At 55.2% G+C, this 12,825-nt stretch carries 9 protein-coding genes; 4 read left to right on the top strand and 5 right to left on the bottom strand.

The window, feature by feature from the left end; translation table 11 throughout:
* Window positions 1-537: 537 nt before the first annotated feature.
* The 5 genes from ACESY8_RS01115 to ACESY8_RS01095 form a co-directional block, all read right to left on the bottom strand.
* A complete protein-coding gene (locus ACESY8_RS01115; RefSeq protein WP_054338597.1) occupies window positions 538-1,245 on the bottom strand; it encodes a M48 family metallopeptidase in 708 nt (235 codons plus the stop codon).
* Window positions 1,245-4,337, bottom strand: coding sequence for a type I restriction endonuclease subunit R (locus ACESY8_RS01110; protein WP_054338598.1), 3,093 nt, complete (start codon window positions 4,335-4,337; stop codon window positions 1,245-1,247). The genes ACESY8_RS01115 and ACESY8_RS01110 overlap by 1 nt, the downstream gene beginning before the upstream one ends.
* Before the next feature lie 914 nt (window positions 4,338-5,251).
* Window positions 5,252-7,003 (bottom strand): ABC transporter ATP-binding protein, encoded by a 1,752-nt coding sequence (locus tag ACESY8_RS01105; RefSeq protein ID WP_054338639.1) that lies wholly within the window; start codon window positions 7,001-7,003, stop codon window positions 5,252-5,254.
* 16 nt (window positions 7,004-7,019) lie between these two features.
* Window positions 7,020-8,813 (bottom strand): ABC transporter ATP-binding protein, encoded by a 1,794-nt coding sequence (locus ACESY8_RS01100; RefSeq protein ID WP_434307703.1) that lies wholly within the window; start codon window positions 8,811-8,813, stop codon window positions 7,020-7,022.
* Window positions 8,814-8,870: 57 nt separating this feature from the next.
* Complete coding sequence (locus ACESY8_RS01095; protein WP_009260766.1) at window positions 8,871-9,488, bottom strand: TetR/AcrR family transcriptional regulator; 618 nt, start codon at window positions 9,486-9,488, stop codon at window positions 8,871-8,873.
* A gap of 398 nt (window positions 9,489-9,886) precedes the next feature.
* Between ACESY8_RS01095 and ACESY8_RS01090 the strand changes: the two genes are divergently transcribed.
* The 4 genes from ACESY8_RS01090 (at window position 9,887) to ACESY8_RS01075 (ending at window position 12,786) form a co-directional block, all read left to right on the top strand.
* Window positions 9,887-10,192, top strand: a complete 306-nt coding sequence (locus ACESY8_RS01090; protein ID WP_007489954.1) for an ArsR/SmtB family transcription factor — start codon at window positions 9,887-9,889, stop codon at window positions 10,190-10,192.
* Window positions 10,193-10,286: 94 nt separating this feature from the next.
* Window positions 10,287-11,294 carry a permease gene (locus ACESY8_RS01085; protein WP_009260765.1) on the top strand — a complete coding sequence of 336 codons (1,008 nt, stop codon included), beginning with the start codon at window positions 10,287-10,289 and terminating at the stop codon, window positions 11,292-11,294.
* Between the two features lie 13 nt (window positions 11,295-11,307).
* Window positions 11,308-11,676, top strand: a complete 369-nt coding sequence (locus ACESY8_RS01080) for a thioredoxin family protein (RefSeq protein WP_154025142.1) — start codon at window positions 11,308-11,310, stop codon at window positions 11,674-11,676.
* Between the two features lie 42 nt (window positions 11,677-11,718).
* Window positions 11,719-12,786, top strand: a complete 1,068-nt coding sequence (locus ACESY8_RS01075; RefSeq protein WP_054338595.1) for a class I mannose-6-phosphate isomerase — start codon at window positions 11,719-11,721, stop codon at window positions 12,784-12,786.
* The last annotated feature ends 39 nt before the right edge of the window (window positions 12,787-12,825 follow it).

Raw genomic sequence — 12,825 nt, 5'->3', positions numbered from 1 at the left:
AAAGCGACGTTTTAGTGTAGGTTGGCTCGGTTTTTTGTTGTGATTTATGATTATGCCTTTGTAAAGAAACCTTAGGTATTCAAGAATCTTTTCTTGTATTTTTGAACTCGTTGTCAAAGACACTCCCCCTTTTTTCTTTATAATATATGCATTTATTTGATTTGTCAATACAAGATTACAAGAATTTTTTGTTTCTTGTGATTTTCTTGTAAAAAGGAATGCCTGCCAGGCAATAACCGTTCTTATACAAAAATCCCTAAAGTCCATAATAGTGAACTTTAGGGATTTTCAATTTATTCCCACTCGCCGAGTTAAATCCATTTCTAAACTTTTTTGTATAGAGGATTTGATTCGACGTGGTTTTATTTGATGCAGATTATCCTTATCCTAAGGTCTATTCGGACTTTTGCTATCAAAAATCTATCTGGGCCATCCTATCAGGAGTTTTGCTTGAGATGGATGATTGGGTGGCTTAGGAGTATTATAGCATGGTTTTATCGAATTTTCTATAGAAATTTCATTTTGCCTAATCAGACATTACTCGCTCATATAATCCAGCATTTGCTGATTCAGTGTTTCCTTTACTACTCGCCACTCCGGGAAAAAGGCGTCCATATACTTCTGGAATAGCTCATTGTGATTTCGCTCCAGCAAGTGCACCAATTCATGGGTCACGACATAAGCGAGACACTCTGGAGTTTTCTTTGCAAGCTGGAGGTTAATCCAAATCCTTTTTCGGTCTATATTGCAGGTTCCCCATTTGGTACGCATGTTTTTGACCTTCCACTCAGATGCATGGACACCTACAACCTGTTCACATTTTTGAATCACTTCCGGCAGCTTGCTTTTTAGCTGCTCCCGATACCAATCATTCAAAACACGCTCGCGCTGCTCCGGGGTGCTTTCAGGCCTCACTTGCAAAATCAGATGCCCGCCTGTAAGGGACACCTCATTCCTAACATTTGAGTATTGCACATCCAGACGATAACGACGCCCCCAGACATAGTAGCTCTCTCCGGTCACATACTGTCGCTTCGTTTGTCGTGCCTGTGCTGCGAAGTTTGCACGCTGCTTTTTAATCCAGGAAATTCTGGATACCGCAAACATTCGGATTGCGTCATCCCCAGCAGAGTGCGGTGCAGTAATTTGGACTTTCCCATCGGGCGGCAGAACGCGGATGTACATATTCTTGATGTTCTTTTTTGTAACGGCAATACTCATGTTGCCGATTTGCAGTTCATCCACTAAAATTCACTCTGCTCCTTTACCAATGCAAGCAACTGATCGGCTTCCTGGTCATCTTTTACGACAGCACGAATAGCCCGCCAGATTTTACGCTCTTTGATTTTGCTTCCCCGGAAATTGTCCTGTTTGCTAGACATGACAGCGTCATATATCTGATTGGCCACAACCGTATCCCCGTTGAGATGGTCATAAAAGGCTCGCTTGGCGGCACTCTCCCGGATTTCCGGAGGATATTCTGTGCCGCTTTCTGGTTTATGTACCTTCCTTGCCAGTTCCACAATTTGACGCAAATACTCCTCATAGTTGATCACGTCATTTTTGCGTTTTTCAATCAACTCACGAAGAAGTGCAGACATCTTCTCGTAGTATTTGGGGTTGCTTTGGGTTCTCTCAACAATTTCCTTGCCAATATTGTTTTCAATAGTCTCTGCAACCGCTTCCTGCTCTTTGGGTGTAGAGGCAGGCATATCCTTCAATGCGGAAATCCCGTTGTCTACCAACAGCTCGACCAGTGTTGCTCCTCCAAAGGAGGTCAACACACGACTTGGATCAGCCGACAAATAAGTATCGATTAAATGGCGCATGTCCGGATCATATTTCTTCAAATCCACATAGTCTCCGCTGGCCAAACGCACATCGTCACGCACCTTGATGTAGTAGGTAACTTCTCTCTCCAACGCCTTAATCTGTTCCACAGTATAGTGGTACTTTTCCTGTAATTCGCCCGATACCTCGCCAAAAGCGCGAAGAGCTGTCGCCGACAGATTATAAAGCTGTTCCCGCTTGGGCATATTCTCTTCCAATTCATCCAAGTCAAAGGCTTCAGTGTCGGCACCGCAGAAATAATGGTAGTAGTCCACCATATCTTTGGGTGGAGTCACAGACTCGCACAGTGCACGCAGAGCTTCCAGCGAATCCTCCAGCTGTTCCTTAGCCTTGTCCAAACGGTCTGTCAGCAGGCCGGAAACATCTTCCTTATCGTAGCAGTCAAATGCTTCGGAGGTATAGTCTGCAACCGCATTTTCCAAGGAGCGAAACAGGTCTTTGTAGTCAATAATATACCCAAATTCTTTATCTTCACCATCCAGGCGATTGACGCGGCAGATTGCTTGGAATAAGCCATGATCTCGCATAGACTTATCAATATACAGATAAGTGGCATGCGGAGCATCAAAGCCTGTCAGCAGCTTGTCCACCACGATCAACAGTTTCATCTGTTCCGGCTGCTTGATAAACTTTTCCTTGACCTCTTTTTCGAATGCCTTCGGGTCTTTTCCACCCAGCATTTTCATATAGATCTCGTACTGCTCCACAGCCTCAGTCTCGCCATCATCCCCTACCGTTTCGGTGCGAATATCGCCCACCGTCGGCTCGTAAGAAGTCACGATGGCGCACTTCCCCTTCAGCTCGGTCTCCTGGAACAATTCATAGAATTTGCACGCCTGATAGATACTGCCAGCCACCAGCATGGCATTGCCTCGGCCATCGTGCAGACGCGGCTTTGTCTCCATATCAAAAACAATATCCGCTACGATCTGTCCCAGCCGGGCCTTGGAGCTGAACATCTTTTGCAGATTACCCCAGCGCTGCTTCAGCTTAGCCTTTGCCACATTGGTTAGACCGCGCGTTTTCGCCTCAAACCAGGCGTCGATCCGATCCTGCTGGACAACATTCTGCTCCACCTCTCGGGCCTCATAACGCAGATCCAAAACCACTTTATCCCGCACCGCTTCATCAAACTTGTAGCGATGAATATAAGGGCCAAATACCTCCAGACTGGTCTCCTTATCCTTTTTCATCAACGGAGTACCGGTAAAGCCGATAAAAGTGGCCTTCGGCAAAATGGTCTCCATCGCTTTGTGGAGCTTGCCGGACTGGGTGCGGTGACATTCATCCACAAAGACATAGAAATCTCCTTTGGGAGAAAAGTTTTCCGGCAGCGAGCGTTTCAACTCCTCAATAAATCCAGTATAATCGGTCTCGCCGCTCTTGCTTCTGTTTTTCTTGCCAAACTTATGGATCAGGGAACACATCATGACAGGCGAGGTGTCGTTAATCTTCTGGATCAATTCACTTCCCCGGCGAATACGGACAATGCTCTCATTGACTCCGGCAAACACCTGCTCGATCTGCACATCCAGCTCGTCCCGGTCGGTGATAATCAGGATACGGCTGTCAGAAATATTCTCTTTGATCCACTTACTGAGCCACACCATGGTCAAGGATTTTCCAGAGCCTTGAGTGTGCCAGATGATGCCGCCTTCATGCCGCCGCACAAAATCCCGCGCTGCCATATTGCCAAAGAACTGATTAGGCCGACAGGTCTTTTTTCTTCCACTGTCAAATACGATAAAATTGTACAGCAGTTCTGCAAGCCGCTCTTTCCGGCACAGAGAAATCAGGTTTTTGTCCAGACGCAGGGGGTATTTTTCGATTTGAGCGCGTACCGCTACGGAAACCTCATCTTTGGCATTGGGATCTTCTTTCCAGGAAAGATAATACTTTTCTTGTGTGCCAGCAGTACCGTAACGCGCCCCCTCCGAATCATTGCCCGCCAGGACGAGCCCAATGGTGGCAAAGAACTGCATGATCATATCCGGGCGCTGGTTGGTCAGGTTCTGGCGGATGCCCTCTGACATGGAAACTGTGCTGCGCTTCAGCTCGATGACGGCAAAAGCGATGCCATTTATGTAAAGCACCAAATCAGGGCGTTTGTGCTTAATAGTGACTTCTTCGGCAATGTAAAAGTCATTTTCCAGCGGATGCTCCCAATCCACAAACTGGACGGTGGTTTTATGTTGGCCGACAGATTCGCTGACCTTGACCCCATAACGCAGCTTTTTATAGGTCTGCTCGTTCAGGTCGTAAAGGTTCACCGATTGATCTCCGGCAGCATTCTGCAACTCCTTCAAGGCACGACTGATGAGTACCGGCGAATAGCCCTTGCCAGTCAGGAATTTCGTCAACAGTTCGGTTTCAATATTGGAGTTTTTCCTCTCGGTAAAATCGCCCAGATATGTATATCCAAGTTCCTGGACAAATAAATTTATGACACGCTTCTGCGTGGCTTTTTCCCGTTGGCCGATACTCATGGCTCTCCTCCTCCACTTGAATATAATTCATCGAAACAAGCTGCATGCCGCGAAAAATCCGACTCGGCAATATTTTGAATAATTACTTGGCACCAATGCTGGTATTCAGAATTAAAAAACAGATTATTACGCATTTCCTTTATCTATTTTGCTATACGATAATCACGTCGGGTAAGTATTACCCGATGCCCCTGACTCTGTGCAGGGTGCGGTTGCTGGATTGCGTCCCATGGTGCGATTGATTTCCCGGCGGGCACCGCCCGCCGCTCCTCCTCTCCTCAGGGAGCGTAAACGCTCCCTGAGGGTGGTCGAAATATGGATCAATTTGAGCCATATTTCGACAGAAACTTACATCAAATTGAGGGAAGTTTTGATAATGGCTATGCGGGGGAAATAGTTGCAATCCATTACCTTTTGTAGTAAAATATAATCGTAAACCACCCGAAAAGACTGCAAATGGGCTGATTTTGTGGCAACGATTTGGCAACAGGAAATCGGATAGCCCCTGTTTTTGCGGTAATGCAAAGAATGTAAATATTATGTGCTAAATCGTCCTAACAAACCTGTTTAAGATGGGCTTGTCAGGAGCGAGTGGGAATGAGGAGATTTCATTCTGTCTCCGGCTCTTGCAGTGCTTTAGCCGGGAAAACGGTGCTTTTAAGAAAAAATTTTTCGTATCTGATAATACTTTCCCAATTCACACCTCTTGGATTTCAGTCAGATCATCACTGGACTTTAAGTACAACGCATAGCTTATTAATAACAAAAGGTCTTACCGATTTTTGCAAATCGGTAAGACCTTTTTATGTTTTATGATTGATTCTTTCATAATTGCAAACGAAAAACCAGTAACAGATCAGCGGCCAAATTTCTGATAAAGGAAAACTACCTAGTCTCTGCTACGGGATCCTATGTTATTCGTTCCCGTTGAGTTGCCACTGGGCACTGTGGCTCTGTAGCTCCACCATACGACGGTAGAGTCCTCCTTTTTCCATCAGCTCCGCAGGCGTGCCCTGCTCGGCCACCCGACCATTTTCCAGCACCACGATGTGGTCCGCCCCGGCCACGGTGCGCATCCGGTGGGCGATGACCAGCACCGTCTTGTCTGCCAGCAGGCGGGAGAGGGCGCCCTGCACCTTGGTCTCGTTCTCTACATCCAGGCTGGCGGTGGCCTCGTCCAGCAGGACGATGGGGGCGTTCTTCAAAAGCGCCCGGGCAATGGAGATGCGCTGCCGCTCCCCGCCGGAGAGCTTCGCCCCGTTTTCTCCGATGGGGGTGTCGTATCCCTGGGGCAGACGGCGGATGAACTCCCCACAGTTGGCGGCCTCCGCCGCGGTCCGCACCTCCTGATCGGTGGCTCCTCGCTTGCCCAGGCGGATGTTCTCCATCACGGTATCGTCAAAGAGCACCACATCCTGGAACACCATGGAGTAGTCGGTCAGCAGCGCCTCCGGGTCCACGGTGGAGATGTCCACGCCTCCTACCCTGATGGTGCCCTCCGTAACATCCCACAGCCGGGCGGCCAGCCGGGCGCAGGTGCTCTTGCCGGAGCCGGAGGGCCCCACCAGAGCGGTCACTTCACCCTCCCGGGCGGTAAAGCTCACATCGTCCAGTACCTTCTTCTTGTCGTAGGCGAAGCCCACATGGTCGAACACAATGTCGTGGCCCTTGGGCTGGAACACCTCGGCCCCCTCTGCGGTGGGCGTATCATAAATCTCGTTCATGCGGTCGGCGGACACCTGGGACACGAACAGCTCTGCGATGAGGGCCAGGCTCTGGTCGAAGGGGGCGTACACACGGGTGATGACCAGCAGGAACAAAAACAGCAGCATGAAGTCGATCTGCCCGGAGAGGATCAGGCTGGCCCCCGCCAGGATGGTGGTGGCTACCCCCAGGCGCATGATGACGCTGGCCGCATTGACAAAGATGCCGGTGCCCAGCTCGCCCTGGATGGTGACCTTCTCATGGTCGTCGATCTTCTGGTTGAGCCCGGCCAGATAGCGCGCCTCCTGGTTGGTGGCGCGGATTTCCCGGACATTTTCCAACGCCTCCTGGATGCCGTCGGAGACACGGACCGCGGCCTGTTTCGTCCGTTCCGAGGCACGGGCGGAGATCTTCCGGGTGCCGAACAACAGGCCGAAGGCCACCGGCACCCCCCACAGGCAGGCGATGGTCAGCCGCCAGTCATATACCAGCAGGCACACCGCGATAATGGCCGTGGAGATGTAGGCCCCGTACAGGTACCCCAGCACATGGGACCAGACGTGCTCCATGCGGTTCACATCGCCCATGAGAGTCTCGGTGAGATCCGCCAGATCCCGCTTGCCGAAGTAGCCCAAGGGCAGCTTGCGCAGCCGCTCCGCCAGGCTGAGACGGGTGGACTTCACCTCGTTATAGACTAGGCCGTAAGTGGCGTGGTACTGCTGCAGGTGGGTCACGAAGGACAGAATGACAAACGCGATTACCAGCCCAAGAAAGAGCGCCGGGCCGGGTAGCGGCGCTCCGTCCGTCAGGGTTCCCATCAGGCCGTACATCAACAGGTACAGGATGCCCATGCCGCCCATGACGACCAGATTGACAATGACCGTCCAGAAGGCGCCCTTTTTGGTGTTTTTCACGCCCTGGTCGGTGAGGGCGTATTTGCGCTGAAAGCTTTTGCTGAACATCTTCTTCACCCCTCTCTCACTGCTCGCTGGTGATCTTCCACTGGACCGCTTGGTTGTAGTCCGCCCACATCCGGGCATAGAGCCCGCCGGCGGCGGTCAGCTCCTGATGGGAGCCCTGCTCCACGATGCGGCCCTCCTCCAACACCAGAATCTTGTCCGCGCCCACAACGGTGGACAGGCGGTGGGCGATCATGATAACGGTGCGGCCCCGGGTCAGCTCGGAGAACGCCTTTTGGATCAGCGCCTCGTTCTCGGGGTCCGCGAAGGCGGTCGCCTCGTCAAGGACCACGATGGGCGCGTCCTTTAAGATGGCCCTGGCCAGGGCGATGCGCTGCTGCTCGCCGCCGGAGAGATAGGTCCCCTCGGAGCCGATCAGGGTGTCCATGCCTTGGGGCAGTTTCTCCAGAATGTCCCCGCACTGGGCGGCCATCAGCGCCGCGCGCACCTGCTCCCGGGTGGCGTCGGGGCGGGCGGCCCGGACATTTTCCAAGATAGAGGCTTTGAACAGGCGGCTGTTCTGGAACACAAAGGCGATCTGGTCCATGAGCACATGGGGGTCGATCTGCCGCACATCCACGCCGCCCACCTTCACCGCGCCGGAGGCGGCGTCCCAGAAACGGGGGATCAGGCTGGCGGCGGTAGTTTTGCCGCCGCCGGAGGGCCCCACCAGGGCCACAGTCTGTCCCGGCTCCGCTGTGAAGGAGACATGGGAGAGGGCGGGCGTCTCCGCACCGTCGTAGGTAAAGCTCACATCCTCAAATTCCACACGGCTGCTCTGGGGGGACTTGGGATGCTCCGGCACTTTCAGCTCGGGAGCGCCCATGACCTGATCAATGCGGCCCAGAGCGGTGCCAGCCAGCATAATGCCCGATGCGGCGAACATGATCTTGGCAAGGGCCGTGGAGATGATGGCGGAGAACACCGCGTAAAAGGCGAAGTTCGTGACAAACCCCGCGAAGTCGCCGCCGGCCAGGGCCCCGGGCGCCAGGAACAGGGCCGCCGGAACCAGGAACACAAAGGCCCCCTCGGTGAAGGTCAGGTTGACGGATTGGGGTGTCCGGCAAATATCCGCCTGGTAGTGCTCGGCCTTGGTGCTGTAGTCCTCAATCGCCTCCTGGAACGCCTTGAAGGAGTAAACGGTCTGCTGGAAGATCTTGACCACCGGGATACCCCGGACGTACTCGGTGCCCGCCTTGGTGATGCGGTCCAGGGCCGCCTGATATTCCCCCAGGATTTGGGCGTTTTTACCGCCCATCATGGAGAACATGGCCGCAATGGAGATCACTGCCGCCAGCAGGCAGGCCGCCCCCATCCGCCAGTCAAAGACGAACATCATCACCAGCATGGCGATGAACAAGGTGATGGTGCCCACGATGTCCGCCAGATTGTGGGCCAGCAGGGTCTCCGTGTCGGCCGCCGCCGCGTCCAGCCGCCCGCGGATGAGGCCGGAGGCGTTGGCGTCGAAAAAGCCCAGCGGGGCCTTCATCACATGGGCCACGCCCTGCTTGCGGATGTTGGCCGCCGTGCGGAAGGCAGCCAGATGGGTGCACATCAATCCCGCGAAGTACAGGATGATGCCAGCCACCGCAAAGGCGAACGCCAGCCAACCGTATTGGGCGACGCTCTGCGCCGCCGTCCAGTCCGGCGCCACCGCGATCAGATCCCGGGCCGCCAGCCAGATGCAGATGTAGGGCGCCATGCTCAGCAGCATGGACACCGCCGACAGGGCCAGCCCCAGGAAGGTCAGCCCTTTGTGGCTGCCCGCGTAGTCCAGCAGGACGGCCACATCGCTCTTTCTCTTCTGCTTCATGAAAAAACCTCCTCTTAAAGTTAGTATAAACTAACCATATTTCAAAAGGATAGGGGATTATTCCCCCATCAGTTTTGACCAACCAGCGGTGTAAAACGCCCGCAACTGATCCACATCCCGCATCGCCTGATCCCGGGGCATATCGTGAACCACGATCTCAAAGATGCCATTGAACATCCCGCTGGCGATGATATGGCACAGGGATTTGTCCAGCACCGGGATGTCCCGGCCCAGGCGGCGGAGCACCTCCATGTAGCGTTGGGTGTACTCCACCTCTACCTCCACCATGTTATGGACGAAGTGCTCATAGCTGGTCCCCTCCGCACAGCAGAGCAGCAGCTTCACCGGCTCCCGGTGGGCGCAGATATAGTCCACCATCCAGTCCACACATCTACCGGACTCCAGGCCCATGTGCTCCGGCTGCTCCTTTTCCGGCAACTCGGCAAAGGTAGTCTGTGCTTCCATAAAGCGGCCCATGAGGGCCGCGGCGTGGGGCTCCACGATGGCGTTGAACAGGGCCTCCTTGCTGGAAAAGTAGCCGTAAAAGGCCCCGGTGGTCACCCCGGCGTTCTTTACAATCTGCCGCAGGGAGGCTCCCAGAAATCCCTTGTCCAGAAATTCCGCCAAAGCCGCCTGCTGAATTTTTTCCAGTGTAGCAGTGGACCGCTCCTCCATTCAAACTTCACCGCCTTATAACAGTGTTATATAACGGTGTTATTATACCATTGAGCGGAAAGGGTGTCAACTTATCTGAAAATACTTTTTGTGATCATATCAACTACAAAGTTGTAGGCGAACCGGCCCGCCGCTGTACTGTGACAGGACACAAGGTATACGGTATCGGGCACAGTGTGCCGCTTGTTCTATATAGTTACGAAGAGTTCTCTGTCCGCTCTGCCGATGTTCTGCTGGAAAGGGATTTGACATACAGAGTTTTTATACAGCCTTTGTTTTCGGAGGCAGAGCAGTATGGCTATCCTGCTGGGATGGCTTTTGCTTAAAAATTGAGGGTTGACGATTGAAGAAAAGCCATATAAAATAATATCAAAAATATTTGATATGAAGAGGGCTTTATGGAAAGAGATTATAGGGCGGCGGCTCGGGTATTCAAGGCGTTGTGCGATCCCAAGCGCTTGGCCATTTTGGAGGAGCTGCGCGGCGGGGAAAAGTGCGCCTGTGTCTTGCAGGAGCCCATGGAGCTGACCCAGTCCGGGCTATCCTACCACATGAAGGTGCTGTGCGAGTCCGGCTTGGTGGAGAGCCGTCAGGAGGGCAAGTGGACCCACTACCAGCTGAGCAGGACGGGCAGGGAGTATGCGGTGAAGCTGCTGCTGGAGCTGACTACGCCGGTTACAGAACAGGGGACACCGCTTGAATAGTGGGAGCGGAACACGCCGTCACAGTAGATGGCGTGTTTTCCAGTAAAGCATCAAAAAAACTTGATCTATAATACATAAAGGGAGGCGGAACGATATGGAGTTATGGAGCCTGTTTCAGGAGCAGATTTTGGGCATGAAGTGGCTGAACGAGTGGCTCGGACGCGGCCTGTCCGCGCTGGGTCTGGATATCCATGGACGGCTCGGCGGCAGTGTACAGTTTTTCCTGTATGACAGCTTGAAAATTACAGTACTGCTCTGTGTTCTGATTTTTTCTATTTCCTATATACAGAGCTATTTCCCACCGGAGCGGAGCAAGCACATTTTGGGCCGGCTCCACGGCGTGGGCGCCAATCTGGTGTCCGCCCTGCTGGGGACGGTGACGCCCTTCTGCTCCTGCTCGTCCATCCCGCTGTTCATCGGTTTTACCAACGCGGGGCTGCCCCTGGGCGTCACCTTTTCCTTTCTGATCTCCTCGCCGATGGTGGACTTGGGCAGTCTGGTGCTGCTGATGAGCATCTTTGGGACTAAGGTGGCCATTTTCTATGTGGTGGTAGGGCTGGCGCTTGCCGTGGCGGGCGGTACACTTCTGGAGCGGCTGCACATGGAGAAGCATGTTGAGCAATTCGTCTTTTCGGCCGGCAGTATAGACATTGAGTCGCCCGAGCTGACAAGGCGAGAGCGGGTGCGGTACGCAAGGGAGCAGGCTGTGTCCACCTTCAAGAAAGTAGCTCCCTACATCCTGGTGGGCGTGGGGCTCGGCGCGGTGATCCACAACTGGATACCCGAGTCATGGATTGAGACCGTTCTGGGCGGCAGCAATCCCTTCGGCGTTGTCCTGGCCGTGCTGGTGGGCGTCCCGATGTATGCGGACATTTTCGGTACGATCCCGGTGGCGGAGGCCTTGCTCGCCAAGGGCGCGCAGCTCGGTACAGTCCTGGCCTTCATGATGGCGGTCACCACGCTGAGCCTGCCCTCGATGATCATGCTCCGCAAGGCGGTGAAGCCCAGACTGCTGGGGCTGTTTATCGCCATCTGCACAGGCGGTATTATCCTCATCGGCTATCTGTTCAACGTGTTCCAATTCTATCTGATTTCCATTTAGGAGGTAACGAAACATGGGACTGTTCGGAAAAAAGAAAAGGGGTACGCCCCCGCCCTGCTGTGGCCGTACCCCTGAAACGGCGGTGTGGGTGGGAGCGGACAAGACCGCCGCCAGCGTCAAGGTGCTGGGCTCCGGGTGCGCCAGGTGCAGCGCCCTGGAAGCGGCCGTCCGTGCGGCTTTGGCGGAGCTTGGGGTGGACGCCGCCATTGAACATGTGACGGACTTCATGCAGATCGCCGCCTATGGGGTGATGACCACCCCGGCCCTGGTGGTGGGAGGCCGGGTGGTGTCCTGCGGCCGCGTGCCGGGCCAGGCGGAACTCCGGGAGATGCTCCGGGAGGCCCTAGAAAAAGAAACGCTGGAACAGGGCCCTGCGGTGTGATATACTGGCCCCAGTATCACAATGGGAAAGAGGCTGGGACGAATGGACCTATCACCGAACCAAATGCTCAGACTGGCCCCCAACAAGGTGGATTACCTAATCCCCGGGGGCGAGATGATCAACGAATTTCTGGGGGAGGGACCGGGGGCGCGGGTGTGTTCCCAGATGTGGATCGCCTCCCTGGTGACCTCCGCGCTCCAGCCCGGCACTGCCACGGGGCTGTCCAGGGTGGCGGGGACGGACGTTTTTCTGCGGGATTGCCTGGCGAAAAACCCTGCGGCCTGGCTGGGAGAGGCTCACGCCGCGCACTGGGGGGTCAGCCTGGGCTTTCTGCTCAAACTGCTCCACTCCAGGGACCGCCTGCTGCTCCAGACCCATCCGGACGGGGCGCGGGCGCGGAAGTATTTCGGCCTGCCCTCCGGGAAGGATGAGGCGTGGTACGTGCTGGACACCCGTCCGGGGGCGTGCATCTGGCTGGGGTTCCGGCCCGGCGTCACGCCGGCGTATTTCCGGGAGCTGATCGAGCGGCAGGACACGGCGGCCCTGCTGGACTGCCTGCACCAGATCCCCATCCGTCCGGGGGAGGTGTACTTCATCCCGGCGGGCACGGCCCACGCCATGGGGAGCGATTCCCTGGTGGCCGAGCTGCAGGAGCCGGTGGACATCACCCTGCGGGCGGAGTACATCCGCCCGGACGGCTCCCGCCTGCCGGTGGAGAGCATGTATGGCCCCGCCGGCATGGACGGCCTGCTGGACTGCTTCCATTTTGACTGCCTGCCCCGGGAGGAGCTGCTGGCCCGGCACCGGTTCCGCCCCGCCCCCGGGGCGGAAGAGCCCTGGCGGAAGCGGCTCATCACGCCGGAGCAGACCCCCCGCTTCTATATGGATGAGGTGGAGCTGCGCCGGGAGGCCCATGGGAGCGCCCTCTGTGTCAACCGTGGGTTCCAGGTGCTCCTGGTGCTGGAGGGGGAGGCGGAGTTCCAGTGGGAGGGCGGTTCCCTGCGGGCCCGCAGGGGCGAGGAGCTCTTTGTCCCCCACGGCGTGGCCTCCTACCAGTGTACGGCGGAGGGGACGTGCCGCCTGCTGGAGTGCGGGCTTCCGGGCGTGTGAAGCGGCTGGGAAACAGAGGGGCGGAGCGCCGGCCGGCGC

Source organism: Clostridium sp. ATCC BAA-442 (assembly GCF_964239415.1).
GTDB classification, from domain to species: domain Bacteria; phylum Bacillota; class Clostridia; order Oscillospirales; family Oscillospiraceae; genus Flavonifractor; species Flavonifractor plautii.
Note: the sequence above shows the minus strand (reverse complement) of the source record. Positions and strands in the feature narration are given on the sequence as shown.